At 59.4% G+C, this 25,382-nt stretch carries 27 protein-coding genes; 10 read left to right on the plus strand and 17 right to left on the minus strand.

What is annotated here, in order from left to right; translation table 11 throughout:
* Nucleotides 1–7 precede the first annotated feature (7 nt).
* The 7 genes from QN377_RS04715 to QN377_RS04745 form a co-directional block, all read right to left on the minus strand.
* On the minus strand, nt 8–343 hold the full coding sequence (locus QN377_RS04715) for a DUF6388 family protein (RefSeq protein ID WP_095002000.1): 336 nt from the start codon (nt 341–343) through the stop codon (nt 8–10).
* Complete coding sequence (locus tag QN377_RS04720; protein ID WP_095025809.1) at nt 306–569, minus strand: helix-turn-helix domain-containing protein; 264 nt, start codon at nt 567–569, stop codon at nt 306–308. The genes QN377_RS04715 and QN377_RS04720 overlap by 38 nt, the downstream gene beginning before the upstream one ends.
* 142 nt (nt 570–711) lie before the next feature.
* Complete coding sequence (locus tag QN377_RS04725) at nt 712–2,097, minus strand: nucleobase:cation symporter-2 family protein (protein ID WP_095018566.1); 1,386 nt, start codon at nt 2,095–2,097, stop codon at nt 712–714.
* A 183-nt stretch (nt 2,098–2,280) separates the two neighbouring features.
* Nucleotides 2,281–3,669, minus strand: coding sequence for a dihydrolipoyl dehydrogenase (gene lpdA / locus QN377_RS04730; protein ID WP_095001997.1), 1,389 nt, complete (start codon nt 3,667–3,669; stop codon nt 2,281–2,283).
* 2 nt (nt 3,670–3,671) lie between these two features.
* Entirely contained in the window at nt 3,672–4,952 is a 1,281-nt protein-coding gene (locus QN377_RS04735) for a dihydrolipoamide acetyltransferase family protein (protein ID WP_095001996.1), read from the minus strand.
* Entirely contained in the window at nt 4,953–6,008 is a 1,056-nt protein-coding gene (locus tag QN377_RS04740; RefSeq protein ID WP_016781432.1) for an alpha-ketoacid dehydrogenase subunit beta, read from the minus strand. It lies immediately after the preceding gene.
* A gap of 4 nt (nt 6,009–6,012) precedes the next feature.
* The gene (locus QN377_RS04745) at nt 6,013–7,245 is read right to left on the minus strand and encodes a 3-methyl-2-oxobutanoate dehydrogenase (2-methylpropanoyl-transferring) subunit alpha (protein WP_169916544.1); all 1,233 of its coding nucleotides are present in this window, start codon (nt 7,243–7,245) and stop codon (nt 6,013–6,015) included.
* A 205-nt stretch (nt 7,246–7,450) separates the two neighbouring features.
* On the opposite strand from QN377_RS04745, the gene bkdR reads away from it, so the two are divergent.
* Entirely contained in the window at nt 7,451–7,939 is a 489-nt protein-coding gene (bkdR, locus tag QN377_RS04750; RefSeq protein ID WP_016781430.1) for a Bkd operon transcriptional regulator BkdR, read from the plus strand.
* Between the two features lies 1 nt (nt 7,940).
* Here bkdR and QN377_RS04755 read toward each other — a convergent pair whose 3' ends face one another.
* Entirely contained in the window at nt 7,941–8,486 is a 546-nt protein-coding gene (locus QN377_RS04755) for a histidine phosphatase family protein (protein WP_095001994.1), read from the minus strand.
* Nucleotides 8,487–8,595: 109 nt separating this feature from the next.
* Here QN377_RS04755 and copC point away from each other — a divergent pair, with 109 nt between their 5' ends.
* The gene (gene copC, locus QN377_RS04760; RefSeq protein WP_095001993.1) at nt 8,596–8,970 is read left to right on the plus strand and encodes a copper homeostasis periplasmic binding protein CopC; all 375 of its coding nucleotides are present in this window, start codon (nt 8,596–8,598) and stop codon (nt 8,968–8,970) included.
* A 4-nt stretch (nt 8,971–8,974) separates the two neighbouring features.
* A complete protein-coding gene (gene copD, locus QN377_RS04765; protein WP_095018569.1) occupies nt 8,975–9,823 on the plus strand; it encodes a copper homeostasis membrane protein CopD in 849 nt (282 codons plus the stop codon).
* Between the two features lie 102 nt (nt 9,824–9,925).
* Here copD and lpxO read toward each other — a convergent pair whose 3' ends face one another.
* The 8 genes from lpxO to QN377_RS04805 form a co-directional block, all read right to left on the minus strand.
* A complete protein-coding gene (lpxO, locus tag QN377_RS04770) occupies nt 9,926–10,825 on the minus strand; it encodes a lipid A hydroxylase LpxO (RefSeq protein WP_095001991.1) in 900 nt (299 codons plus the stop codon).
* Between the two features lie 234 nt (nt 10,826–11,059).
* The gene (locus tag QN377_RS04775) at nt 11,060–11,989 is read right to left on the minus strand and encodes a PfkB family carbohydrate kinase (RefSeq protein WP_095018570.1); all 930 of its coding nucleotides are present in this window, start codon (nt 11,987–11,989) and stop codon (nt 11,060–11,062) included.
* Nucleotides 11,982–13,445 (minus strand): purine-cytosine permease family protein, encoded by a 1,464-nt coding sequence (locus QN377_RS04780; RefSeq protein WP_095001989.1) that lies wholly within the window; start codon nt 13,443–13,445, stop codon nt 11,982–11,984. The genes QN377_RS04775 and QN377_RS04780 overlap by 8 nt, the downstream gene beginning before the upstream one ends.
* Before the next feature lie 98 nt (nt 13,446–13,543).
* Nucleotides 13,544–14,548 carry an ADP-ribosylglycohydrolase family protein gene (locus QN377_RS04785; protein ID WP_095018571.1) on the minus strand — a complete coding sequence of 335 codons (1,005 nt, stop codon included), beginning with the start codon at nt 14,546–14,548 and terminating at the stop codon, nt 13,544–13,546.
* Complete coding sequence (locus tag QN377_RS04790; RefSeq protein ID WP_095018572.1) at nt 14,545–15,258, minus strand: GntR family transcriptional regulator; 714 nt, start codon at nt 15,256–15,258, stop codon at nt 14,545–14,547. The genes QN377_RS04785 and QN377_RS04790 overlap by 4 nt, the downstream gene beginning before the upstream one ends.
* Nucleotides 15,259–15,414: 156 nt before the next feature.
* On the minus strand, nt 15,415–16,104 hold the full coding sequence (locus tag QN377_RS04795; RefSeq protein WP_095020767.1) for an endonuclease: 690 nt from the start codon (nt 16,102–16,104) through the stop codon (nt 15,415–15,417).
* 4 nt (nt 16,105–16,108) lie between these two features.
* Nucleotides 16,109–16,360 (minus strand): DUF1654 domain-containing protein, encoded by a 252-nt coding sequence (locus tag QN377_RS04800; protein ID WP_095001985.1) that lies wholly within the window; start codon nt 16,358–16,360, stop codon nt 16,109–16,111.
* 173 nt (nt 16,361–16,533) lie between these two features.
* Complete coding sequence (locus QN377_RS04805) at nt 16,534–17,613, minus strand: asparaginase (RefSeq protein ID WP_095023608.1); 1,080 nt, start codon at nt 17,611–17,613, stop codon at nt 16,534–16,536.
* Between the two features lie 439 nt (nt 17,614–18,052).
* Between QN377_RS04805 and QN377_RS04810 the strand changes: the two genes are divergently transcribed.
* Genes QN377_RS04810 through QN377_RS04840 form a run of 7 tightly spaced genes read left to right on the plus strand, consistent with a single transcriptional unit; the run spans nt 18,053 to nt 25,012 of the window.
* Entirely contained in the window at nt 18,053–19,006 is a 954-nt protein-coding gene (locus tag QN377_RS04810) for a sugar ABC transporter substrate-binding protein (RefSeq protein ID WP_095001983.1), read from the plus strand.
* A 55-nt stretch (nt 19,007–19,061) separates the two neighbouring features.
* The gene (locus QN377_RS04815) at nt 19,062–20,618 is read left to right on the plus strand and encodes a sugar ABC transporter ATP-binding protein (RefSeq protein WP_095025805.1); all 1,557 of its coding nucleotides are present in this window, start codon (nt 19,062–19,064) and stop codon (nt 20,616–20,618) included.
* Complete coding sequence (locus tag QN377_RS04820) at nt 20,615–21,592, plus strand: ABC transporter permease (protein WP_095025804.1); 978 nt, start codon at nt 20,615–20,617, stop codon at nt 21,590–21,592. Before QN377_RS04815 ends, QN377_RS04820 begins: the two co-directional genes overlap by 4 nt.
* A 3-nt stretch (nt 21,593–21,595) precedes the next feature.
* Entirely contained in the window at nt 21,596–22,630 is a 1,035-nt protein-coding gene (locus tag QN377_RS04825) for a LacI family DNA-binding transcriptional regulator (protein ID WP_095023609.1), read from the plus strand.
* Between the two features lie 10 nt (nt 22,631–22,640).
* Nucleotides 22,641–23,561, plus strand: a complete 921-nt coding sequence (gene rbsK / locus QN377_RS04830; protein ID WP_322212693.1) for a ribokinase — start codon at nt 22,641–22,643, stop codon at nt 23,559–23,561.
* Nucleotides 23,558–23,962: a D-ribose pyranase gene (gene rbsD / locus QN377_RS04835; protein WP_095001978.1), complete on the plus strand. Its 405-nt coding sequence runs from the start codon at nt 23,558–23,560 to the stop codon at nt 23,960–23,962. Before rbsK ends, rbsD begins: the two co-directional genes overlap by 4 nt.
* Before the next feature lie 21 nt (nt 23,963–23,983).
* Entirely contained in the window at nt 23,984–25,012 is a 1,029-nt protein-coding gene (locus QN377_RS04840; RefSeq protein WP_095023610.1) for a nucleoside hydrolase, read from the plus strand.
* Nucleotides 25,013–25,029: 17 nt separating this feature from the next.
* Here the strand turns inward: QN377_RS04840 and QN377_RS04845 are convergent, their stop codons facing one another.
* Nucleotides 25,030–25,230: a hypothetical protein gene (locus QN377_RS04845; RefSeq protein WP_095001976.1), complete on the minus strand. Its 201-nt coding sequence runs from the start codon at nt 25,228–25,230 to the stop codon at nt 25,030–25,032.
* Nucleotides 25,231–25,382: the final 152 nt, after the last annotated feature.

Raw genomic sequence — 25,382 nt, forward strand, 5'->3', positions numbered from 1 at the left:
CGGCTCGTCAACTGCTACGGAGCGGGCCATGCAGTTCGCAGTATTCAACCCATTCCATGCCGGCCATTTGCGCCACTTCGCGATGCACTTCAAGGCGCTGGGCCTCGAATTCTTGCGGGCTGGCGCTGGTCAATTGCAGGGTCAGCTCCCAGGCGAAAAATCCCAGACGCTCAGCCTCGGCCTCAAAGGCTTCGTTCAAGCGTTCCTGGCGATATTCCTTTATCGATTGGCCGATAGCGCGGGCGGCCAATGGGTTCAATGTCTCAAGCGCCACGACCAGTTCAGGGTGGTCACTGAGAAAGCGATCAAGTGCTTTTTGATGCCGGGTGCCGGGTTCGGTCACAACTGATTTCCTCGTAAACAGGCAGGGTGTGCTTGCCAGTGATGATGAACACCACATCGATACCGAGCAGAGTAATGGCCGCCAGATAGTCGGCGCGGGGCAAGGTGATATCGCGCTCATAGTAGCTTTGTGCATGGCGCCCTATACCCCCCGCATTCGCCAGTTGTGCCTGTGTCAGTTTCAGGCGCAAACGCTCATGTTTGAGTCGCTCACCGTATGTGTTCATAAACATCGCCTATGTCAGGCATTGAGGGTTTGAGAAAATAGTAGGCCAAATGAAGAAATTGGGAAAGATTGGCGGTGAATAACGACCCGTTTTTGTAAGCACAAGCAGGAGGGCAAAAGGCACTCCTGCCTGGCCGTGTCGCTTACAACGTCGGTTTTTTCTCTGTTTCCGGCAGGAACCAGTTCAACAGCAGGGCACAGATACCGCCTGTAGCCACACCTGACTCCAGTACGTTACGCAGAGCTGCAGGCATATGCGCCAGGAACTCAGGCACTTGCGATACGCCCAGGCCCAGCGCCAGGGACACGGCAATGATCAGCAGGGCGCGGCGGTCCAGGGTAATGCTGGCCAGAATATTGATACCCGAAGCGGCAACGGCGCCGAACATCACCATGGCCGCACCGCCCAGTACCGGCTCAGGCACTGCCTGAATCGCACCGGCAACGCTGGGGAACAGGCCCAGCAGGATCAGCATGCCGGCAATCCACACACCGATATGGCGGCTGGCGATACCGGTGAGCTGGATAACACCGTTGTTCTGGGCAAACACCGAACTCGGGAAGGTGTTGAAGATACCCGCCAGAAACGAGTTGGCGCCGTTGACCAGCACCCCGCCCTTGATGCGCTGCATCCACACCGGGCCTTCGACCGGCTGGCGCGATACTTTGCTGGTGGCTGTGACGTCACCGATGGCTTCCAGCGACGTGACCAGGTAGATCACCAGCATGGGAATAAACAGCGCCCAGGAAAACCCCAGGCCGAAATGCAAGGGCATTGGCACCTGGAACAGCTCGGCCTGGTGCATGCCGGTGAAGTCCAGGCGGCCCAGGTAGCCTGCCAGGGCGTAGCCCACGGCCAGGGCGATAACAATGGCGCAACTGCGCATCCACACCAGCGGGATGCGGTTAAGGATCACGATAATGGCCAGCACCACACCCGACAGCATCAGGTTTTCGCCGTTGGCGAAGGTACCGTTGCCCATGGCCGTGAAGCCGCCGCCCATGCTGATCAGGCCGACCTTGATCAGGGTCAGGCCGATCATCAGCACCACGATGCCGGTGACCAGCGGGGTGATCATGCGTTTTACAAAAGGCAGGATGCGCGAGATACCCATTTCGACAAACGAGCCGGCAATCACCACGCCAAAGATCGCCGCCATCACGCCTTCAACCGGCGTGCCTTGCTTGACCATCAGTGCGCCGCCGGCAATCAGCGGGCCGACAAAGTTGAAACTGGTGCCCTGGACGATCAGCAGTCCGGCGCCAAAGGGGCCAAAGCGTTTGCACTGAACAAAGGTAGCGATACCGGAGATCACCAGCGACATGGAGACAATCAGGTTGGTATCACGGCTGGACACACCCAGGGCCTGGCAGATCAGCAGGCCGGGGGTGACGATCGGCACAATAATGGCCAGCAGGTGCTGCAGGGCGGCCAGAAAGGCGATCCACGGCTTGGGACGGTCTTCAAGACCTAAGACCAGCTCGCTGGTTTGGGACTCGGCTTCGAGCGGGGTTTTAAGAGAGGTCATGGCGAGCGCCCTGGAAAAAAGAGCGCGATTCTACTGGTGTTGAGCCATTACGCCCAGTGTTGGATTGCGCAGGGCCTGACTTGCTGTGGGAGCGGGCTTGCTCGCGATAGCAGCCACTCGGTCTATCAGATAAACCGCGTCGCCTGCATCGCGAGCAAGCCCGCTCCCACAGTAAGGGGGGGATTACAGGTGCAACGCATGCCCCAGCGCACGCAACGCGGCTTCCTGGACCGCTTCGCCCAGGGTCGGGTGCGCGTGGATGGTGCCGGCGATGTCTTCCAGGCAGGCGCCCATTTCCAATGACTGGGCAAAGGCCGTCGACAACTCCGAAACACCGACCCCCACGGCTTGCCAACCGACAATCAGGTGATTGTCACGTCGCGCCACAACCCGCACAAAGCCGGTTTTGGCTTCCAGGGTCATGGCCCGGCCATTGGCAGAGAACGGAAAGCTGGCGCTGATGCAGTCCAGACCGGCCTCTTGCGCCTCAACCGGGGTTTTGCCCACCACGACGATTTCGGGATCGGTAAAACACACCGCGGCAATCGCCGCAGGGCTGAACTCGCGCTGTTTGCCGGCAATGATTTCAGCAACCATCTCACCCTGGGCCATGGCCCGGTGGGCCAGCATCGGCTCGCCGGTCAGGTCACCAATCGCCCAGACATTGCGCATGCTGGTGTGGCAACGGTTGTCGACGCGAATCGCCGGGCCGTTCATGGTCAGTGCCAGCGCTTCAAGGTTGAAGCCTTGTGTACGCGGCCGACGACCCACCGCCACCAGCACCTGATCGGTTTCCAGGGTCTGGCTCTGGCCCATGCGGTCACGCATCGACAGGGTTTTGCTGCTGGCCTGGAAACCTTCGACGCTGTGCTCCAGATACAGGGTAATCCCCAGTGCCTTGAGGGATTCTGCCACGGGCAAGGTCAGGTCCTTGTCGTAAGTTGGCAGGATACGGTCACGGGCTTCAACCACCGTGACTTCGGCCCCCAGCTTGCGGTAGGCGATCCCCAGTTCCAGGCCGATATAGCCAGCGCCAACCACGGTCAGGCGTCGGGGAATGGTGGTGGGCTGCAGGGCTTCGGTGGACGAAATGATCGCCCCGCCAATGGGCAGGATCGGCAGGTCGACCGTTTGCGAGCCGGTGGCCAGCAACAGATGTTCGCATTCGATGCGCTGGCCGCCGACTTCAACCGCCTTGCCGTCGAGGATTTTGGCCCAGCCGTGAATGACCTTGACGTTGTTCTTTTTCAGCAGAGCGCCGACGCCGCTGGTCAGGCGATCAACAATGGTGTTTTTCCATTGCACGCTCTGGCCGATGTCCAGGGTCGGGGCCTGGGTCTTGATCCCCAGCGGTGAAGTACCGGTGCTGTAGCGCTGGGTGGCATGGAACTGTTCGGCAACGTGGATCAGGGCCTTGGACGGGATGCAGCCGACGTTCAGGCAGGTACCGCCCAGCGACTGGCCTTCGATCAGGACCGTCGGAATGCCCAGCTGGCCGGCGCGGATCGCTGCCACATAGCCGCCGGGGCCGCCGCCGATAATCAGCAGCGTGGTGTGTTGGGTTGGCTGCATGTTCACTCCACAAACAGGGTGGCAGGTTGTTCGAGCAAGCCACGCATGGCCTGGATAAATTGCGCCGCGTCCATGCCGTCGACCACACGATGGTCAAAGGAGCTGGAGAGGTTCATCATTTTGCGCACCACGATCTGGCCTTTGACCACCACCGGGCGCTCGACGATGCGGTTGACGCCAATGATCGCCACTTCGGGCAGGTTGACCACCGGTGTGCTGACAATCCCGCCCAAGGCTCCCAGGCTGGTCAGGGTGATGGTCGAGCCGGTGAGTTCCTCGCGGGTAGCCTTGCCGGTGCGTACGGCGTTGGCCAGGCGGGCGATTTCATCGGCGGCGCCCCACAGGTTGAGGGTCTCGGCATGGCGCACCACAGGCACCATCAAACCACCGTCGCTTTGCGCGGCGACGCCAATATGGGCGGCGCCAAAGCGAGTGATGATTTGCGCTTCGTCGTCGTAGCGCACGTTGATCTGCGGGAAGTCGCGCAAGGCCACGACCATGGCCCGCAGCAGAAACGGCAACAGGGTCAGTTTGCCGCGGCTGTCCCCCCATTTTTGGTTGAGCTGGGCACGCAGTTCTTCCAGGGCGGTGACGTCCACTTCCTCGACATAGCTGAAGTGTGCGGCACGGCGCTTGGCGTCCTGCATGCGTTGGGCGATCTTGCGGCGCAGGCCGATCACCGGGATCTGTTGCTCGTCGTTGCGCAGGGCGTAACCGCTGGCCGGTGCCACGCTGGTTGCGGTGTCGCGGGCCAGGTATGCATCCAGGTCGTCATGCAGGACACGGCCCGCCGGGCCGCTGCCAACCACAAAGCGCAACTCGATACCGCTATCCCAGGCGCGCTTGCGCACGGCCGGGGAGGCCAGCGGGCGCTCGTTGGCTTCACGGGCCACAGGCGCCGATCGTTGTGCCGGTGCCGCCTTGATCGGTGGGGCGGCCACCACGGCCACTTCTACGCGAGCTTGAGGGGCGGCTTTTACTGCGGCGACCACAGGTTCCGCTGCAGGGCCAGCTTGCGCACTTTCACGCAGGTTGCCGGCGCCTTCGACTTCGATGCGGATCAGTTCGCTGCCCACGGCCATGACTTCGCCAGGCTGGCCACCCAGGGCCAGGACCCTGCCGGCCACGGGGGAGGGGATGTCTACCGTGGCCTTGTCGGTCATCACATCGGCGACCACCTGGTCTTCGCTGACCATGTCACCGACTTTGACAAACCATTCCACCAGTTCTACTTGCGCAATGCCTTCGCCAATGTCCGGCATCTTGATAACGTGCGTACCCATTCAGACCTCCATAACCCGTTGTAGTGCAGCACCCACTCGCGCCGGGCCGGGGAAATAGGCCCACTCCTGGGCATGGGGATAGGGGGTATCCCAGCCGGTTACGCGCTCGATCGGCGCTTCCAGGTAGTGGAAGCAGTGCTCTTGAACCAGTGCGATCAGCTCGGCGCCAAACCCGCAGGTACGGGTGGCTTCGTGAACAACAACGCAACGGCGGGTCTTTTTTACAGAGGTGACAATGGCGTCCAGGTCCAGCGGCCAGAGGCTGCGCAAGTCGATTACTTCAGCGTCGATGCCGGTTTCTTCGGCGGCGGCCTGGGCCACATAAACGGTGGTGCCGTAGGTCAGGATGGTGACTTCAGTACCGGGCCGCACAATGGCGGCGCAGTCCAGCGGGACGGTGTAGTAACCGTCGGGCACGGCGCTGGCCGGGTGCTTCATCCAGGGGGTTACCGGACGGTCGTGGTGGCCGTCGAACGGGCCGTTGTACAGGCGTTTTGGCTCGAGGAAGATCACCGGGTCATCGTTCTCGATGGCGGCAATCAGCAGGCCCTTGGCGTCGTAGGGGTTGGATGGCATCACGGTACGCAGGCCGCAGACCTGGGTAAACATGGCCTCGGGGCTCTGGCTGTGGGTCTGGCCACCGTAAATCCCGCCGCCGCAGGGCATGCGGATGGTCATTGGCGCGATAAACTCGCCGGCAGAACGGTAACGCAGGCGCGCCGCTTCAGAAACAATCTGGTCGGACGCCGGGTAGAAATAGTCGGCAAACTGGATTTCGGCCACCGGGCGCAGGCCATAGGCGCCCATGCCCACGGCGGTACCGACGATGCCACTTTCCGAGATCGGTGCGTCGAACACCCGCGAACTGCCGTACTTGGCCTGCAGGCCTTCGGTGCAGCGGAACACACCGCCGAAGTAGCCCACGTCCTGGCCAAACACCACCACGTTATCGTCGCGCTCGAGCATCACATCCATGGCCGAGCGCAGGGCCTGGATCATCGTCATGGTGCTGGTACTCACGGCGTTCTCCATCTGAATTTTATTGTTGTCGTTCATCTGGTTATAACCCCAATTCCTGGCGTTGCCGGCGCAAATGCTCGGGCATTTCCTTGTACACGTCTTCGAACATGCTCGCGGCACTGGGTATCTGCCCGCCTGCCAGGGTGCCGAAACGCTCGGCTTCCTTTTGCGCGCCAATGATTTCCGCTTCCAGCTCGGCACTGACGGCTGCGTGCTCTTCTTCCGACCAGTTGCCGGTGGCAATCAGGTGCTGCTTGAGGCGAAGAATCGGATCGCCCAGCGGGAAGTGGCTCCAGTCATCGGCCGGACGATACTTGGATGGGTCGTCGGAGGTGGAGTGCGGGCCAGCACGATAAGTGACCCATTCGATCAGGGTCGGCCCCAGGTTGCGGCGCGCGCGCTCTGCGGCCCAGGCCGAGGCGGCGTAAACGGCGATAAAGTCGTTGCCGTCGACCCGCAGCGAAGCAATACCGCAGCCCACGCCGCGTCCGGCAAAGGTGGTGGACTCGCCACCGGCAATGGCCTGGAAGGTCGAAATGGCCCATTGGTTGTTGACCACGTTGAGGATCACCGGGGCGCGGTAAACGTGGGCAAAGGTGAGGGCAGTGTGGAAGTCCGATTCGGCGGTGGCGCCGTCACCGATCCAGGCCGAGGCGATTTTGGTGTCGCCCTTGATGGCCGAGGCCATGCCCCAACCAACCGCCTGTACGAATTGGGTGGCGAGGTTGCCGGAAATACTGAAAAAGCCGTAGTCGCGCACCGAGTACATGATCGGCAATTGCCGACCCTTAAGCGGGTCGCGTTCGTTGGAGAGCAATTGGCAGATCAGGTCGACCAGCGGCACATCACGAGCCATCAGGATGCTTTGCTGGCGGTAGGTGGGGAAGCACATGTCGTCGATGTTCAAGGCCAGGGCCTGGGCGCTGCCGATGGCTTCTTCGCCCAGGCTTTGCATATAGAACGACATTTTTTTCTGACGCTGGGCGACCACCATGCGCGTGTCGAAAATGCGCGTCTTGAGCATGGCGCGCATGCCTTCGCGCAACACTTCGCTCGATACGCCTTCGGCCCACGGGCCAAGGGCCTGGCCCTTGTCGTCGAGAACACGGATCAGGCCTCTGGCCAGGTCTGCGGTGTCGGCAGGTTCTACATCGATCGGGGGTTTGCGCACCAGACCGGCATCGGTCAGGCGCAGGTAGCTGAAGTCGGTCTTGCAGCCTGGGCGGCCGGACGGTTCGGGAACGTGCAGGCGCAGCGGTGCATATTCATTCATGGCTTTCTCTACGCTCGATCTTGTCGTGTTTATAGGCGCGGGAGCTAGGTAGTACTGTCGAAGATCTGTCTGATAAAAACCAAGATCTTGTCCTACAACAATCATATTCCTGACGCCGAAGAATATTTCTCTGTAGTTCATTGTGCTTTGCAGCGTTTAAGGATAAGAATTCTGCATAAACATAAAAAACAGGTGCTTTTGTCTCATGCGCAAGCTAGATCGAACTGATATCGGGATTCTCAATAGCCTTCAGCAGAATGCGCGCATCACCAATGCGGACCTTGCGCGTTCGGTCAACCTGTCGCCGACGCCCTGTTTCAACCGGGTCAAGGCCATGGAAGAGCGCGGCCTGATCCGCGAGCAGGTGACCCTGCTTGACGCCGATATGCTGGGGCTGCATGTCAATGTGTTTATCCATGTGAGCCTGGAAAAACAGGTCGAGGAAGCCCTGCAGCATTTTGAAGCGGCGATATCCGATCGCCATGAAGTCATGGAGTGCTACTTGATGGCCGGCGACCCGGATTACCTGATCCGGGTGCTGGTGCCCAGCATTCAGGCGCTGGAGCGTTTCATGATGGACTTTTTGACCAAGGTGCCCGGGGTGGCCAATATCCGCTCCAGCTTCGCCCTCAAACAGGTGCGCTACAAAACTGCGCTGCCATTGCCTCCCGGCGGGCTGACGCTGGAGGAGTGAATTACACCCGCAAGCGCCAGCGCTCGTTGAAGCGCAGGTCGACCACCGCCAGTGGCTCTACGTCAATCAGGTTGAAGGAGGCAGTGCTCGCTGCCAGGGCGTGCAATATGGCAGCGCGGATCACAAAAGGATGAGTCACCACGGCAAAATGACCCTCTTCGCGAAACTCGTCGAGCCAGGCGCTGACCCGCAGGCACAGGGCCTGTATCGACTCGCCGCCATGGGGCGCGGCATCGGGGTTGCTGATCCAGTTGGCTAGCGCCTGGGGCATGCTTTGTTGCAGGTCTGACAGGCGCTGGCCCTGCCAGTCGCCGATATCGTAATCGCCCAGGGCGGGCACGATTTCAATCTCACCACCCAGTGCCAGGGCGGTTTGCAATGTGCGGGTTTCGGGCGCACAGAGTATGCGTACCGGCTTCTTCAGCCTGGCACTCAATTCGGCGGCCAACAGCAGGCCTTTCGGGTCAGCCGCCTCATCCAGTGCAAAGCGGCCCAGACGCTGGGCTTCTGTGCGGGCATGACAAATAAAGCTGAGGCGGGTGGGCATACCGGAATCCTTGCGGGGGAGACGTTGTGTTTGTGTTGTCTGCGCTCGCCCTTCAAATCAGTTTAGGCGAGTATTATGACCGTGTATTTCACTCTCAAGGTACTGTGCAATGGCTGCTGCTTTTTTGAAGAAAGTTCTTAATACGGCTGCGTTACTGACACTGATGACCGGGGCCGGCGCAGCGTTTGCCCATGCCCATCTGGAGCAGGCGACCCCCGCCGCCGACAGCACGGTGAACAGCGTCAACGAACTGCGCCTGGTGTTCAGTGAAGGCGTGGAGCAGGCGTTTACCCAGGTTGTGATCAGCCATGACCAGGCGCCGGTGCCGGTGAGCAGCATCAAGACCGAACCCGGCAACAAGAAAACCCTGATTGTGACACCGGCACAGCCGTTGCCGGCGGGTACCTATAACGTCAAATGGAACGCCGTGTCTGTCGATACCCACAAAAGTGCCGGCGATTACAGCTTTACGGTGAGCAACTGAGTTGATGCTCAGTGCAATGGTGATCTGCCGGTTTGTGCATTTCAGTGTGGTGTTGCTGATCTTCGGAGCCTGTGCATTCAGGCCTCTTTTGCGCGGGGCATGGCCATCCTTCGACATTGATGGCCAATTGCTTAAGGTCAATCGGGTGCTGGCCTGGGTGGCGCTGGCCAGCGGCCTTGCCTGGTTACTGTTGACCACCCACTCGATGGCAGGAAGCTGGCCTGAAACCCTGGCCCCGGCGACGTTGTGGCTGGTGTTGGGCAGTACCTTTTTCGGCCAGGTGTGGGCTTTTCATCTGCTGTTTTGCGTGCTGTTGTTGCTCGCCTTGTATGCCCGTAGCGGATTTAACCTTATCTGGTTGCTGGGTTTTCTGTTGTTGGGCACGTTGGCTCCGGTGGGTCACGGCGCGATGCTGGATGGCTGGCGTGGGCAATTGCTGATGCTTAACCAGTGGGTGCATCTGGCGTGTGTGGGGGCCTGGATCGGTGGTCTGTTGGGGTTGCAGCTTATCCTTGTGCGGCCTGTCGGTCAGGACGTGGGCGCTGTGTTGCAGCGCTTCAGCAATCTGGGATTTATGTTGGTCGCCGGGATTATTCTTACCGGGCTGATCAATACCCGCGTGCTGACCGGTGCGCTCTGGCCTTCACCTTTGTTTGAAGGCTTCGCCCTGATTCTGTTGATCAAGGTGACCCTGGTGGGGGTGATGTTGCTGCTGGCGCTGTTCAATCTGCTGATGAGTCGTGCGGGCCGCTTCACCCTGTTGCGCAGAAGCGTTGCATTGGAATGGCTGTTTGGCTTGGCGGCAGTCGCCGCCGTGTCATTGCTGGGCACCTTGCCGCCGCTGGTGGTGTAGCGGCTGACGAGGTGCGAGGCTGCATTAAGGGCCACAGGAGTTTAAAAGTGCGGGCCCGCTACGCAGCCCTTCGCAGCTTCGTGCCTCGTAGCGGCTACAAGGCTAGACCAACAAAAACACACCCAGCAACCCGCCGAACACCAACCATTTTTCTACGTAGTAACGCGTGCGATTGCGCTTTTTCAGCTCTTTGCCGCGCAGGCGAATCTTGTATAACCGGGTAAATGCGCGGTTCAGGGCGCCGGTTTTGTCACTGGCATCGTTAGGCGAACTGGCGGATGCCATCACTGTGCGGCTGAACCACTGATTGAAGGCACTGGCCCAGCGATACTGCATCGGACGCTCGACATCGCAGAACAGGATGATGCGATTTTTATCGGTAGTGTTTTCGGCGTAATGGATAAAGGTTTCGTCAAACATCACCGCCTCGCCGTCACGCCAGGCGTAGTTCTGGCCGTCAACGTTGATATAGCAGCCTGGATCATTCGGGGTGTCCAGGCCCAGGTGAAAACGCAGCGATCCGGCGTAGGGGTCGCGGTGACGCACCAGTTTGGAGCCAGGGGGCAATTCGGCAAACATGGCGGCCTTGACCGTACCGATGCTGTTGAGCAGCTCAATGGTGCGCGGGCACAGTTCGACCGCCGAAGGGTGGTTGTCGCCATACCACTTCAGGTAAAAGCGCTTCCAGCCACTTTTGAAAAACGAGTTGAAGCCGACATCGTTGGGTTGCTCGGAACGCTTGATCTCGCCCGCCTGCATCAGGTTTCGCGCTTCTTCACGGATTTCCTGCCAGTGATCCTGCAAGGGTTGCAGTTCCGGGAAATCGGCAGGTTTGAGGTAGGGCTGGCCGGGCACTTTGGAAAACAGATACAAAAAGCAGTTGATCGGAGCCAGGAAGGAGGAGTGATCGGTCAGTTGACGCCCGAGCTTATGGCGAACCTTGCCCCGCAGGTGGACATAGGCGATGGACAAGACGTAGACAGCAATAATGATGAGTTTCAAGAGTATCTTCACAATTCAGGAGAAACGCAGCCCTGCAAACACGCACAAATGGCCCGACCTCTAGAAGAGTTATCGGGCGCTGGAGTTGCATTCCGTGAGCCTGGTTAGGGTTAAAACAGTATTTTGAATATTTTCTAACGTTTCATCATGTTTTTGCAGATGTTTTTTACAGTCTTTAGTCCTGTTGTGGGCAGGCCTATAGTCGTATTTGCATGTAGGGGAATTCTTTTTCGATCAATGAAAACCATTTTCGCCCAATAAACGATCAATTTCGCCAGCGCCCGGCGCTGTGGCAGGCCCCCGACGGGTCACGGCGATTGCCGCTGCTGCATTGGCCCGTTGCGCCGCTTGCGGTGCGGGATGCCCGGCCGCCAATGCGGCAATCAGCACGCCTGTATGAGCATCCCCGGCACCATTGCTGTCGATGCACTGCACCTTGAACCCGGCGATGTGTTGCTGACCGTGGCGGTCACTGATCCAGCAGCCTTGCGGGCCGTCGCGCACAACCGCAAGGCAGTGTGTGGGCAGGCGTGCGCTCAGGGCAGGCAGGGCGTCGGTCAGTGTGGGGGCATGGGTAAAACTCAGCGCTTCGGCAGTGTTGCCGGTCCACAGGTTCAGGCGCGGGAGCAGGGCGTCGAGCAGTTGCGGGTCAATATCGGTCAGTAACGGGCCGGGATCGAAGGTCACCTGGACACTCTGCGCCAGGCCCTGTATCCACTGCAAAAGCGGCCTCGCCTTGCCGACATGGAGCAGGCTGTAACCGCTGACATAGAGATGGTCGTCGGGCTGCACGCTGACGTGCGCGAGGTCGTGGGCAGACAACCCGCCTTCGGCACCAATGCAGGAAATAAAAGTACGCTCGGCGCTGGCTTCGGTGAGTGCGACGCACAGCCCGGTGTCTTTATGCGGGTCTACTGGCAGGGTCATGTGTATGCCCTCGGCGTGCATGGCCTGGCGAGCCATGTCACCGAACTGTCCCTGACCATGACGCCCCAGGTACACACTCTGCAGGCCGTTGCGCTGGGCAGCGGCCATTACGTTGAACCCGCCACCGGCGTGAAAGCTGGCGCTGTGGGCCAGCGCGTCGCCGCCGGAGGCGGGCAGTGTGTCCAGGCTCATGGCCAGATCGATGATCACCTGGCCTGTGTGCAGCAATCTAGGCATGGGCGCTGTCCTGTGCTGGCAGGCGGCGGTCTCTGGCGCCGCCCAGCAGCGCATACAGGCCGCCAGCCACGATGAAAGTCACGACCCAGCCGAGGCCGTTGTGGCCCAGCCAGGAATCGGCGAGCGGGCCGGTAAACCAGTCGGCATCGTTGCTGCCAACCCGGGTAAAGCATAACCCCAGCAGCAGGGCCACGGCCCAGGCACTCAAGGCCCGCCATTCGATGCCGCCGCTGTACCAGTAGGCGCTGCTGGGGCTGACGTTGAGCAAGTCGTTGGCGCTGTAGCAGTGACGGTGCAGCAGGTCGACGACAAAAATCGCTACCCAGGCGGTAATCGGGATGGCAGTGAGTGAAATAAAAGTGATGAAAGGGCCGTAAAAGCTGTCGGCAAATAGCATGAAGTAAATCGAACCACAGAAAATCGCCACGATATCCACGACGACGGCCTGCACCCGCTTGATCCTTACACCCAGGGTTAGGGTGGTGAGACCGGCCGAATAGACGGACAGATGATTGGACAGCAACAGGCCGCCAAAGGCGCTGACCAGGTAGGGAACCGCCATCCAGGAGGGCAGCAGGCTGCGGATTGCTGCAATGGGGTCGGTTGCGGATGCCAGCGCGTGGTTGCCGACCGTCAGCAACCCCCCCAGAGTGATCAGCAGAACCAGTGGAATCCCTGCGCCCCAGGCTGCGCTTGCCACCAGTTGCGCGGCGCTGACGCTGGATTTTTGGTAGCGCGACATGTCAGCCCCGGCGTTGGCCCAACCGATACCGGTGCCCGCGGCCATGATGCCAATCCCGATAATCACGGCGCTGACGGGTGCCGGGCTGGCGCTGAAGACGCCTGGCCAGTCGATGGTGGCGCACAGAAAACCGCCGACCAGCAGGTTGAGCGCGCCGAACACATAAGTTGCCCACTTCTGGATCAGCAGCAGCGTGGCGTGGCCCAGGCCTGAAACCGCAAGGGTCAGCAGGGTGAAGAGGGCGATAAACACCAGGGTGAGCACCGGTGCGCTTTTGGCTTCGGTGGGGGTATTGAACAGGATTGAAGACAAGGCCAGCAGCACAAATGCCGCGGTGGTGGTGTTTACGGTTTCCCAGCCGACACGGGAAATCAGTGAAACCAGCGTAGGACCTATATTGCCCCGTACGCCGAATATAGCTCGCGATAGGGTCAGGCTTGGTGCTCGGCCCCGTCGACCGGCGATGGAGATGACGCCGACCAGGGCGAACGAGCCGCCAGCCCCGATCAAGGCGACGATGACCACCTGCCAGATGGCCAGTTGATGGAAGGCCACCAGCGTGGCGCCCAGTGGCAGGCCGAGGATGCTGATATTGGCAGCAAACCATACCCAGAACAGCTGCCCGGGGTTGCCGTTGCACTCGTTTTCGGGAACCGGCTCGATGCCGCGTGTTTCCAGTTGCCCGGCACTGTGCCCGGGGTCAGGGGAAGTCATGGCGTATGGCTCCTGATGCGCTTGTTATCGTTGTCGCAGGCTGTGTGTGGCGCTGACTTTGTGCCAGGCCCGTCGTGTTGCTGTCCATGGCAGGTTTTTTACGCAAGGCGCAGGGCTGACAGATCGCGTGCCAGAGGCTGCAGATGCAGGTCGTTGACCCTTGTGATCTGTTCGATCAGTGTCGCGGGCCACTGTTGCATTCCTCCACAGGCACCAAGCATGGCGCCGAGGATGGCGGCAATGGTGTCGGTGTCGCCACCGATGCTGGCGGCCATGCACAGGGCATCGAAACGGTTCAGCCCTGCGCTGGCCACGCGTTGGGCAAGGGCAAAGGCGACTACTACGGACTCCTGGGAAGCGACCGAAGTGCCAATCACGTCATAGAGCAGGTCGCCAAAATTGTCGGGGTTGCACTCGCAGCTGGCCTGTCTGGCCCAGCGAATACGCGGGCCGATGCGGCCCCCGGCAACCCAGTGACCCTGGTGTTCGGCGATAAAGGCCATTTCAGTGCCAGCATTGAGGGCGTGCTCAAGTTTTTTACCGTTTATGCCGCTGGAGATGACGGCGGCCACTGCGGCTGCGCTGGCAATCCCCAGGCTGGTGTTATGCGTCACCTGGCACGCCTGAACCACACAATGGATGAAGCGTTCCGGCTGGTTGATATCGCTGGCGATACCTACCGGAGCAATGCGCATGGCCGCGCCGTTGGTGGTGCCGTAGCGGCCCGATTCGGTGGGGCTGTGGCCAGCGAGGATCATCTCGATTGCGCGCTTGGTTGATGGCCCCAGAAGGTCCTGGGAACCCTTGGCCCGCATGCCGGACTCCCAACTGATCAGGCGCCGGGCAAGCTGGTGGGGGTCAATATTGCCTTTGCCTTCAACGAGCAGTTGGCCGACCAGTATTGCCTGCTCGGTATCGTCGGTGATTGAGCCCGCGGGCATATTTGGCGCAATGGGTTGATCGGCCGGGGCATTCTCAAGGGTTGTAATGCACCCGAAGCGGGCCTGGATCTGTCCGCGACTGAACGATTGGGTCGGCATGCCCAGCGCATCACCCAGGGCCAGGCCGTACAGTGCGCCAAGGGCGAGATCCGCCTGCGTCATGTTGGCGTGCCAAATGAGTGGTACATGCGAAAGTGCACAGGATCCAGCCAGCTCTCGACCATTTCCATAAAGCGTCCTTGGCGGTCGTAGGTGGTGCGCAGGGCTTTGAGAAAAACCGTGCCGGCGGGGCGGCCGAGCAATAGTGCGTCTTCTTCATCGAGCGGCTCGGCGCCAATCCATTGGTCGCCACGATCACCGACAAAGCCATAGGCCGCCAGCGTAATGGTGAGCGAGTCGTCAATCAGCCCTATACGTGGCAGACCTTCCAGGCCACCTGTTGCGGGCACGAACGAGCGTTCCAGAGAAATCGCAGTGCCATCATCGCGGCGACGGCGGCGCTCAAGGATCACGAACTGGCTCAAGCCGAAGCGATGCAGGAGGTCCGCACGCTCTATGGCCTCGAGTCGCAGTAGCTCGGTGTGGATACGGGCGCCGGTGTTGGCCAGGGCCTGTGTCCAGCCGTTGTTTTGGTCGAGCGTAATACCGTCGTAGGTGACGATGGCGCCGCCCTCGGTGCGTTTGGCAATGTATTTTCGCTTTTCCAGTTCGGCCAGTGCTGCTCGCAACGTACTGTGGCTGACACGCAGTTCTTGAGCCAATTGGTCTGCTTCCGGCAGCAGGTGACCGTCTGCCAGAAGCCCGCTTTCGATACGGTGGACGAGTTCGTCTACCACCCGTTGTTTTTTATTGAATCGAACCTGTTTGATCATGCCGAAAGTAATAGCTCAGCATTGTCGGTTCGGCAATATTCGCCCTCTGAATCCAGTCGGACAATGATTGGCCGAAAGCGAACGTCGAAGGGCAGGGACAGCACCTTGAACCGCAGTTTTAACCAGGGCTCAAGGCGGGTGCAGGCAGGGGTGATTTCAACTGCAGGCTTTGAGGTTGACCGGGCCGACGAATTCGTTGCCACGGCCCATCACGCAGGCCACCGCCTGATTGCGCTGGCGCTCCCAGGCTTGAACCGGGTAGGTTTTGTTCCAGGCTTCGTAAAGCTGGCGGTCCTGCCTGGACAGACGCAAGTTGTATTGCTTGCTCATGTAAAAGTAGGTGCGCGCGATCATCCCGCGAATGGAGGGGCGGGGCATGACCTTTTTGGATTTGAAATCGACTTGTGTCAGGCACGAACCATATTGGCCTTTTTGCTCGGGCAACCAGCCAAAACTGAAATTGCTGCGGTCCCCATTGACCTCGCCGATGCTGGGTACCAGGTTGTGCAAGTCGGCTTCAGCAACTTTGAACACCGGGTCATTGCGGGTGCAGTTTTTTCGCCCGCCACTTTGCCAGCATTGGCGCTGATGGCCGATCTGCCAGGCGGGAACGATATGTTCCCACTCGATGCGTGCGGCACGGTTGGCATTTTTGCGCGGGATATAACCGCAGGCTTTCAGGTCGACGCGGTTGCCGGTGTATTTGCAACCGCAGTAGAACTCGGTGGACTGCGGCGCGTAGAGCTTCCAGGCAACCTTCTTGGCTTCGCTGAAGGTATTCGGGGCCGCGGCCTGTGCGCTTGCAACGGTGAAAAGACCGAGCAGTACCAGTAAACAAACCCTCATTGACTCAGTCTTCCTCAAGCACGGTCCAGAAAACATTCACGCCGCCATCATCGCGGTGGGCGACAGTGACGTTATCGTTTTCAGAAATTTCTTCCAGCAGGCGTTCCCAGAACTCAGGGTTATCGCCTTCGAGTCGCTCAAGCACCGCCATTTTGTCTTTTTGAGCTTTTGGCGAGCTGATGATTTTTTGTATACGTGTGCCGAAAATTTCATAGGGGCTTGGCGGAGTCGGCTCTTTTGCTGCTTTTTTAGCCATGATGCAATCCTTGGTGTGCTGTATGCGCATACAGTATTTAACTGCGCCACATTTGGCAACTGTTTGGTGCAACTGCCGGTTGTGCCGCAGCTTTTGTCCGACCAATAAAAAGGCCGCCTCCCATAGGGGAGGCGGCCTTGCTTATTCAGCGCGCCAAGGCGTCAAGCAAGCACTCAGTATTCCCAGAAGATGCGCTGCAGCTCTTTGCTGTCCTGGGTCTTGGTCAGGGCGACCATGGCCAGGATGCGGGCTTTCTGCGGGTTCAGGTCATGGGCAACAACCCAGTCGTTTTTGTCGTCAGGCTGTTCTGCGTTACGCAGTACGAAACCGCCGTTGTTTACGTGGGAAGAACGAATGATTTGTACGCCATCCTTACGCAGGGCTTGCAAGGTCGGCACCACGCTGGAGGACACTGAACCGTTGCCGGTACCCGCGTGGATGATGGCTTTGGCACCGGATTGGGCCAGCGCTTTATAGGCGGTGTCGTCCACATTGCCGTAGGAGTAGGCGATGCCAACGTTTGGCAGGCTCTTGATGTTCTTGATGTCGAACTCGGAGTCCATGGTGTGGCGCTTGGCTGGCAAGCGGAACCAGTAGGACTTGCCTTCAACGACCATGCCCAGCGGACCCCACGGGCTTTTGAAGGCTTCGGTCTTGATGTTGATCATTTTGCTGACATCACGGCCCGACTGGATTTCGTCGTTCATGGTGACCAGCACGCCTTTGCCGCGCGCATCTTTGCTGCCGGCAACGGCAACGGCGTTGTACAGGTTCAGCATGCCGTCAGCCGACATGGCGGTGCCCGGACGCATGGAGCCGACCACCACGATGGGCTTGTCGGTTTTTTCGACCAGGTTCAGGAAATAGGCGGTTTCTTCGAGGGTGTCGGTACCGTGGGTGATAACGATGCCATCAACGTCGTTGCTGTCAGCCAGTTCGGCGACCCGGCGGCCCAATTGCAGCAGGTTTTCGTTAGTGATGCTCTCGGATGCTATTTGCATCACTTGCTCGCCACGCACATTGGCCAGTTGGCTTAGCTCGGGGACGCCGGCGATCAATTTGTCGATACCGACTTTAGCGGCCGTGTAAGTGGCGCTGTTGGCAGCGCTGGCACCTGCACCGGCGATAGTGCCGCCAGTGGCGAGGATGATGACGTTGGGCTTGGTGACAGCCTCTTGCGCTTGAGCGGTCGGCAGTGCCAGCAGCAGGGCCAGTGCGCCCGGAACAAAAGTTTTCAAAACAGCATTTTTCATTGTTTTTTCTCTTATTAGTGAGTATGCCGATGACTGCACACTTTGTTCGGCATGTGCCATTTATTGACCATGCATAGAGACTGGAAAGCACTATTTGTGCCACTAAGCGAAGTTTCTCGGGGCGCACACAACGTATTGATTTATGGGTCTTTATTTCCACGATCCGCTTTCTGGAAAAGAAATCGGACGGTTTTCCGAACAGAAGCGTTTTTTTTTGTTCGGAGAGTCGAATATCGATGTGTCTGATCGCGTTTTTTTTCACATTGACAAATAACAGGTGGCTTTCCATAGTGAGGGCCTAGCAAACGTTTGCGCCGTTTTCTTGAGTCTGTATTTCTGGCAGTCAGGCATGACCTGATGCCAGTCACCCAGCTTTTGGCGCTCAGGCGTGTGCGAGCAGGACGTTGCTCACAATAATCATAAGATCGGAGTTGCCCCCATGAAGCTGCCATTTGCTGGACGCCTTCTTGCTGTCGCCATGCTGGCTGCGGCATCCCTTACCCTCCCTGTCGCCAATGCCGATACGCCACAAAAACCCAAAGTCGGCCTGGTCATGAAGTCCTTGGCAAACGAGTTCTTTGTCACCATGCAAAAGGGTGGCGAGGATTATCAAAAGGCCAATGCCGCCAGTTTCGACCTGATTTCCAACGGGATCAAAAATGAAACGGACACTGCGGGCCAGATCGACATCATCAATCAGATGATCATCGCCAAGGTCGATGCGCTGGTGATTGCGCCCGCAGACTCCAAGGCGCTGGTGTCGGCCATCAAAAAGGCCAGTGACCGTGGCATTGTGGTGGTCAATATCGACAACCAGCTCGACCCCCAGGTGCTGAAAAGCAAAGGGCTCGAAGTACCCTTTGTGGGGCCCAACAACAGGCAGGGGGCTCGTGAGGTCGGCGAGTACCTGGCCACCAGGCTCAAGGCCGGTGATGAGGTCGGGATCATCGAGGGTGTATCGACCACGACCAATGCGCAAATGCGCACAGCGGGTTTCACGGATGCGATGAACGCTGCCGGGATGAAGATTGTGCCGGTGCAGTCGGGCAACTGGGAAATCGACGGTGGCAACAAGGTTGCGGCGGGCATGCTCAGCGAGTATCCAAACCTCAAGGCCATCCTGGCGGGCAATGACAGCATGGCGCTGGGCGCGGTGTCGGCTATCCGGGCTGCAGGCAAGGTCGGCAAGGTGCAAGTGGTCGGCTATGACAACATCGATGCGATAAAACCCATGCTCAAGGATGGCCGCGTGCTGGCAACGGCCGATCAGGCTGCCGCCAAACAGGCGGTTTATGGCATCGAAACGGCGCTCAAGCTGGTCAAAAAAGAACCGGTTGAAAACCTCAAGGACGGTGTCATCGATACCCCTGTCGAACTGGTCATCAACAAGTAATCCCACTCGCTGTCGCAGGCACTTGCCCGGTCGGGCAGGTGCCCGGAGAAATGTCATGTCTGCTCCTGATGCCAGCGTGGTCCTCACGGTCAGCGGGATTGGTAAAACCTACACTCAGCAGCCGGTACTGGCTGCTATCGAGCTGTCGTTGCATCGCGGCGAAGTTCTGGCCCTGACGGGTGAGAATGGCGCTGGCAAAAGCACACTATCGAAGATCATGGGTGGCCTGGAGGTGCCGACTCTCGGGCACATGCAATTCAATGGCCAGGCCTATGCCCCGGGCAGTCGTGCGCAGGCCGAGCAATTGGGTGTGCGCATGGTCATGCAGGAACTGAACCTGCTGCCCACGCTGACGGTGGCGGAAAACCTGTTTCTGGACAAATTGCCCGGCCACCTGGGCTGGATCAGCCGCAAGCAGTTGCGCAAAGCGGCCATTGAGGCCATGAGCCAGGTGGGTCTGGAGGCGATTGACCCGGACACCCTGGTCGGGGAGCTGGGCATTGGCCATCAGCAGATGGTCGAGATTGCGCGCAACCTGATCGGCGATTGCCATGTGCTCATCCTCGATGAGCCCACGGCCATGCTCACCGCCCGTGAAGTTGAAATGCTTTTTGTGCAAATCGAACGGCTGCAGGCCCGTGGCGTGGCGATTGTGTATATCTCCCATCGACTTGAAGAGCTGGCACAGGTGGCGCAGCGGATTGCCGTACTGCGCGACGGTTGCCTGGTGTGCGTCGAGCCCATTGCCGATTACAACAGCGAACAACTGGTCAACTTGATGGTGGGCCGCGAGTTGGGTGACCAGCTGGATTTGGGCGAACGTAGCTTGGGTGAAACGGCACTTGAAGTCTGTGGTATCAGCCGCTCGGACAAGGTACGAGATGTATCGTTTAAAGTCAGAAAAGGCGAGATTTTCGGGATTTCCGGACTGATCGGGGCAGGGCGCACCGAACTGCTGCGACTGATCTATGGTGCCGATGTGGCCGACAGCGGCACGGTTGCAGTGGGTACTCCTGTGCAGGTAGTGACCCTCCATTCGCCGGCAGATGCTGTCCGGCAGGGCATCGCACTGATTACCGAGGACCGCAAGGGTGAAGGCTTGCTGCTGACCCAGTCGATCAGTGCCAACATCGGCCTGGGCAATATGGATCGGATTTCAAGCAGTGGCTTGGTCAACCGGGAGCAGGAGGCCGCATTGGCCCGGCGTCAGATAGACGCCATGGGCATCCGCAGCAGCGGCCCGGAACAAGTGGTGTCGCAACTGTCCGGTGGCAACCAGCAGAAGGTCGTCATTGGCCGCTGGCTGGAGCGCGACTGTTCGGTTCTGCTGTTCGATGAGCCTACGCGCGGTATCGATATTGGCGCCAAGTTCGATATTTACCGGCTGCTGGGCGAGCTGACGCGCAAGGGCAAGGCGCTGGTGGTGGTGTCGAGCGATCTTCGCGAGTTGATGCTGATTTGTGACCGCATTGGCGTGCTGTCTGCGGGCCGGCTGATCGATACCTTTGAACGTGACAGCTGGAGTCAGGAACAGTTACTGGCGGCAGCTTTTGCCGGTTATCAAAAACGAGATGCGTTGCTTGCTGAAGCCACGCCAAAGGAAGCCTCATGAACCCTACCCGCGTGCCGTATAAAAGTGCACATAACTACTACGGAATGGGCACCTACCTCGGGTTGGCGGGCGCCTTGCTGGCCATGATCATTCTGTTTTCCAGCCTGAGTGAACATTTTTTCTCCTATGACACGCTCAGCACGCTGGCCAACCAGATCCCCGACTTGATGGTGTTGTCGGTCGGCATGACCTTTGTGCTGATCATCGGCGGCATCGACCTGTCGGTCGGCTCGGTGTTGGCCCTGGCAGCGTCGGCGGTCAGCGTTGCGATTCTGGGCTGGGGCTGGAGTGTATTGCCTGCCGCTTTGCTGGGCATGGGCTGTGCGGCCCTGGCGGGGACCCTTACGGGGTCGATCACGGTGGCCTGGAAAATCCCGTCTTTTATTGTCTCGCTGGGGGTGCTGGAAATGGCCCGGGGCGGGGCCTACCAGCTTACAGGATCGCGCACGGCGTATATCGGCGACGCGTTCGCCTGGCTTGCCAATCCGGTTGCCTTTGGCATCTCGCCCGCGTTCATTATTGCGTTGCTGATTATTGTCATCGCCCAGGCGGTGCTGACGCGCACGGTGTTTGGGCGCTATCTGATTGGCATTGGCACCAACGAAGAAGCCGTTCGCCTGGCCGGTATCAATCCAAAGCCCTACAAGATTTTGGTCTTTAGCCTGATGGGGTTGTTGGCAGGAGTGGCGGCGCTGTTTCAGATATCCCGCCTCGAGGCGGCAGACCCCAATGCCGGTTCGGGCCTTGAACTGCAGGTGATTGCGGCCGTGGTGATCGGTGGCACGAGCTTGATGGGCGGGCGCGGTTCGGTGATCAGTACGTTTTTTGGTGTGCTGATTATTTCAGTATTGGCCGCAGGGCTGGCTCAAATCGGCGCGACGGAACCCACCAAGCGTATTATTACCGGTGCTGTCATTGTGATAGCAGTGGTATTGGACACTTACCGCAGTCAACGCGCACAGCGACGGAATTGAGCAATGGCAACGATTAAAGATGTCGCGGCAATGGCAGGCATTTCGTACACGACGGTTTCTCATGTTTTGAATAAAACCCGCCCTGTCAGTGAACCTGTGCGCTTGAAGGTTGAGCAAGCCATTGCACACCTGGAGTATGTACCCAGCGCGGTAGCACGCTCGCTCAAGGCCAAGACCACAGCGACCATCGGCCTGCTGGTGGCCAATAGCCTGAACCCGTACTTTGCCGAGTTGGCGCGAGGTATCGAGGATTACTGTGAGCGCAACAATTACTGCGTGATCCTGTGCAACTGTGATGATGACCCGGTCAAGCAGCGCAATTACCTGCGGGTGCTGCTGGAAAAGCGTGTGGACGGGCTGGTGGTCGCTTCGTCCACAGGCGACCTGGGGATGGCCAGCGGGTTGGTCGGCGTACGCACGCCGATGGTGATTGTCGATCGCAGCTTTGAGGGGGTTGAGGCTGACCTGGTGTGCATCGACCACGAACTGGGGGCTTATCTGGCTACGCGGCATTTGCTCGATCTGGGGCATCGTGCCATTGCCTGCATTGGCGGGCCCGCCGCCACCCGTGTCGCGCAGTTGCGTATGGCCGGGTATCGGCGTGCGCTGCTGGAGGCGGGTATAACGCCTCAGGGGCAGTGGATGGTCGAGAGTGACTTCAGCAGTGTCGGGGGCTACAACGCGGCGGTCAGCTTGCTGCAGCACAACCCGCCCTCGGCCATTTTTGCCTGCAACGACATGATGGGCATCGGCGTATTGCGAGCGGCGGCCGAGCGCAATATTCGGGTACCCCAGCAGTTGTCGGTGATTGGTTTTGATGATGTACAGATGAGCCGTTATGTCTATCCGTCGCTGACAACTGTCGGGCAGTCGATCCTGCAACTGGGCGAGATCGCTGCCCAGTTATTGTTGCGCCGCATTGCCGTACCCGGGCGGGCGGTGGAGCAGCGGATCGTCAAACCCGACATTGTGCTGCGCGAGTCCACCCGGGCTTATGCGCAAGCACCGTTGAAATCCCCCCCTACAATCACTGGATGAGTGTCGATACATGCAAGCGAATGTTCTGGTTGCAGGCAGTCTGAATATGGATCTGGTCACGCGTACCGAGAGATTGCCGCGCCCGGGGGAAACGGTGTTCGGGCAATCCTTTACCACCGTGCACGGTGGCAAGGGCGCGAACCAGGCGGTAGCAGCGTCGCGCCTGGGGGCCCGGGTGGCAATGCTCGGCTGTGTCGGCGGTGACGCCTATGGCGTGCAGTTGCGCGACGGCTTGCTGGCTGACCGGGTTGATTGTGTGGCAGTGCGCACCGTGCCTGATTGTGCCAGCGGCGTGGCCCTTATCACGGTGGATGCCTGCAGCCAGAACACCATTGTGGTGGTGCCGGGTGCCAATGGCTGCCTGGCCGCGGAAGATATCCGCGCCTTTGATCACGTCTTGCAAGGTGCGCAAGTGCTTGTTTGCCAGCTTGAAGTGCCGATGGAAACAGTCGGATGCGTGCTGGCGCGTGGACGTGAACTGGGCAAAGTGGTGATCCTCAATCCCGCCCCGGTCAGTGCTCCGTTGCCGGGGCACTGGTATGGCGCCATCGACTACCTGATCCCGAATGAGAGCGAGGCCTGGGCGCTTAGCGGTGTGCCGGTTGATTCCCTTGAGTCGGCCGGGCGGGCTGCCCGGCGGTTGGTCGAGCTGGGCGCGGGCAAGGTGATTGTCACCCTGGGCGCGCTGGGGGCCTTGTTTGTCAGTGCCCACCGAGTGATGCACTTTACTGCGCCCAAGGTCGAGGCGGTGGATGCCACGGCGGCGGGCGATACCTTTGTCGGCGGCCTCTCTGCCGCGCTGGCGGCGGGTATGGAAGAGGACGACGCGATACGCTTTGCGCAGGTCGCCGCCGCGTTATCGGTCACTCGGGCGGGGGCTCAGCCTTCGATTCCATTGTTGCGTGATGTTCAGGGCTTTAAAGCACCATGAAAAAAACACCGCTGCTGAATATCGCCTTGTCGCGGCTGGTTGCCTCGCTGGGGCATGGCGACATCGTGGTGATTGCCGATGCCGGTTTGCCGGTGCCCAAGGGCATCGAACTGATTGATCTGGCCCTGACTCAAGGCGTGCCTGATGTTGCCAGCACGTTGCGCGCCCTGCTCAGTGAGATGCAGGTGCAAAGCCATGTGCTCGCCACTGAGTTGTTGCAGGCGCCATGCCCGGCGCTGTCATGTATCGACGAATATGCAGGCAAGGGGGAGTTGGGCTCAAGGAGCCTTCTCACCCATAATGCTTTCAAGGAACTATGCCTGCAGGCAAAGGTGATTGTTCGTACTGGAGAGTGTCGCCCGTACTGCAATATTGCCTTGGTCTCTGGCGTGACTTTTTAGACAAATAACCAGGGAGTTGTGATGCCACGTTTTACCCGGATTTTTCAGCCATTGATCAGGAGTGTCTTGTTCGTGTCCGCCATCACGATGTCGAGTGTTCAAGCCGCAGACAAGATCGATTTGATCATCGACACGGACCCCGGCGCCGATGATGTGGTCGCTCTGCTGCTGGCACTGGCTTCACCGGAGCAGTTACAGGTGCGGGCCATTACCACCGTGGCGGGCAACGTACGGCTCGACAAGACCTCGCGCAATGCCCGGCTGGCCCGGGAGTGGGCAGGGCGCGAAGACGTGCCGGTGTATGCCGGGGCCCCTAAACCCCTGGTGCGTACGCCGATTTACGCCGAGAACATTCACGGCCAGGAAGGCGTCACCGGTGTGCCTGTGCATGAGCCGGCCAAAGGTCTCGAAAAGGCCAATGCGGTCAATTACCTGGTTGATACCTTGCGTGCAGCCAAGCCAGGCAGCGTGACCATTGCCATGCTCGGCCCGCAGACAAACCTGGCCCTGGCCTTGATCCAGGCCCCGGAAATCACGCAGGGAATCAAGGAAGTCGTGGTCATGGGCGGCGCCCATTTCAATGGCGGTAATATCACCCCGGTTGCCGAGTTCAACCTTTATGCCGATCCGCATGCGGCAGACGTGGTGTTGAAGAGCGGGGTGAAACTGACCTATGTACCGCTGGATGTGACACACAAGATCCTTACCAGCGAGGCGCGACTGAAGCAGATCGCTGCACTGGGCAATACGGCCGGCAAACTGGTGGGCGATATTCTCAATGAATATGTGAAAGGCGACATGGTGCACTACGGACTGCCTGGCGGGCCTGTTCACGATGCCAGTGTCATTGCCTACCTGCTCAATCCTGCGCTGTTCTCCGGGCGTGAAGTCAACCTGGTCGTGGATACTCGCGAGGGGCCGACCTTTGGCCAGACTATCCCGGACTGGTACAACACCTTGAACCAGCCCAAAAACGCCTTTTGGGTCGAGAGCGGTGACGCGCAGGGCTTTTTTGACTTGCTTACCGCGCGTCTGGGCCGGCTCAAGTGAAGTGAGGTTGCGCGCCGTCAGGTCAGCCTGACGGGCTCGGCCGGTTTGTACTTTTCGAACACCTGACTGACGAACGCTCGGGCAGCTTCCGTGCCGAGCTCTTTAACCAAAAGGTCGATGCCGATAATGGCCAGCTCTTCAGGGCTGCCAGGGCTGTATGAGCACTGTCCTTGATGCCACTTGGCCTTGATATCTGCATCGATGCTGACTGTTGTCATGGGGTGCTCATGGGAAAGGGGCGTGAAAAGGCGATTTTAGCAAAAAGTCGTCATTTCGCTATGAATAGACCAAAGTAAATATTGGTTTTTGCACCCTCAACAGCCCATGACCCCCGCACTGCGTGCCACACTTGCACTTTTTGGGAGCGGTG

This window comes from Pseudomonas sp. CCC4.1 (assembly GCF_035019225.1).
Lineage (GTDB): Bacteria > Pseudomonadota > Gammaproteobacteria > Pseudomonadales > Pseudomonadaceae > Aquipseudomonas > Aquipseudomonas bubulae.

Coding starts and splice junctions, on each gene's coding strand:
- QN377_RS04720 (WP_095025809.1), bottom strand. CDS start 569: ATGAACACATACGGTGAGCGACTCAAACATGAGCGTTTGCGCCTGAAA.
- QN377_RS04725 (WP_095018566.1), bottom strand. CDS start 2,097: ATGACCTCTCTTAAAACCCCGCTCGAAGCCGAGTCCCAAACCAGCGAG.
- lpdA (WP_095001997.1), bottom strand. CDS start 3,669: ATGCAGCCAACCCAACACACCACGCTGCTGATTATCGGCGGCGGCCCC.
- QN377_RS04735 (WP_095001996.1), bottom strand. CDS start 4,952: ATGGGTACGCACGTTATCAAGATGCCGGACATTGGCGAAGGCATTGCG.
- QN377_RS04740 (WP_016781432.1), bottom strand. CDS start 6,008: ATGAACGACAACAATAAAATTCAGATGGAGAACGCCGTGAGTACCAGC.
- QN377_RS04745 (WP_169916544.1), bottom strand. CDS start 7,245: ATGAATGAATATGCACCGCTGCGCCTGCACGTTCCCGAACCGTCCGGC.
- bkdR (WP_016781430.1), top strand. CDS start 7,451: ATGCGCAAGCTAGATCGAACTGATATCGGGATTCTCAATAGCCTTCAG.
- QN377_RS04755 (WP_095001994.1), bottom strand. CDS start 8,486: ATGCCCACCCGCCTCAGCTTTATTTGTCATGCCCGCACAGAAGCCCAG.
- copC (WP_095001993.1), top strand. CDS start 8,596: ATGGCTGCTGCTTTTTTGAAGAAAGTTCTTAATACGGCTGCGTTACTG.
- copD (WP_095018569.1), top strand. CDS start 8,975: ATGCTCAGTGCAATGGTGATCTGCCGGTTTGTGCATTTCAGTGTGGTG.
- QN377_RS04775 (WP_095018570.1), bottom strand. CDS start 11,989: ATGCCTAGATTGCTGCACACAGGCCAGGTGATCATCGATCTGGCCATG.
- QN377_RS04780 (WP_095001989.1), bottom strand. CDS start 13,445: ATGACTTCCCCTGACCCCGGGCACAGTGCCGGGCAACTGGAAACACGC.
- QN377_RS04785 (WP_095018571.1), bottom strand. CDS start 14,548: ATGACGCAGGCGGATCTCGCCCTTGGCGCACTGTACGGCCTGGCCCTG.
- QN377_RS04790 (WP_095018572.1), bottom strand. CDS start 15,258: ATGATCAAACAGGTTCGATTCAATAAAAAACAACGGGTGGTAGACGAA.
- QN377_RS04795 (WP_095020767.1), bottom strand. CDS start 16,104: ATGAGGGTTTGTTTACTGGTACTGCTCGGTCTTTTCACCGTTGCAAGC.
- QN377_RS04800 (WP_095001985.1), bottom strand. CDS start 16,360: ATGGCTAAAAAAGCAGCAAAAGAGCCGACTCCGCCAAGCCCCTATGAA.
- QN377_RS04805 (WP_095023608.1), bottom strand. CDS start 17,613: ATGAAAAATGCTGTTTTGAAAACTTTTGTTCCGGGCGCACTGGCCCTG.
- QN377_RS04810 (WP_095001983.1), top strand. CDS start 18,053: ATGAAGCTGCCATTTGCTGGACGCCTTCTTGCTGTCGCCATGCTGGCT.
- QN377_RS04815 (WP_095025805.1), top strand. CDS start 19,062: ATGTCTGCTCCTGATGCCAGCGTGGTCCTCACGGTCAGCGGGATTGGT.
- QN377_RS04820 (WP_095025804.1), top strand. CDS start 20,615: ATGAACCCTACCCGCGTGCCGTATAAAAGTGCACATAACTACTACGGA.
- QN377_RS04825 (WP_095023609.1), top strand. CDS start 21,596: ATGGCAACGATTAAAGATGTCGCGGCAATGGCAGGCATTTCGTACACG.
- rbsK (WP_322212693.1), top strand. CDS start 22,641: ATGCAAGCGAATGTTCTGGTTGCAGGCAGTCTGAATATGGATCTGGTC.
- rbsD (WP_095001978.1), top strand. CDS start 23,558: ATGAAAAAAACACCGCTGCTGAATATCGCCTTGTCGCGGCTGGTTGCC.
- QN377_RS04840 (WP_095023610.1), top strand. CDS start 23,984: ATGCCACGTTTTACCCGGATTTTTCAGCCATTGATCAGGAGTGTCTTG.
- QN377_RS04845 (WP_095001976.1), bottom strand. CDS start 25,230: ATGACAACAGTCAGCATCGATGCAGATATCAAGGCCAAGTGGCATCAA.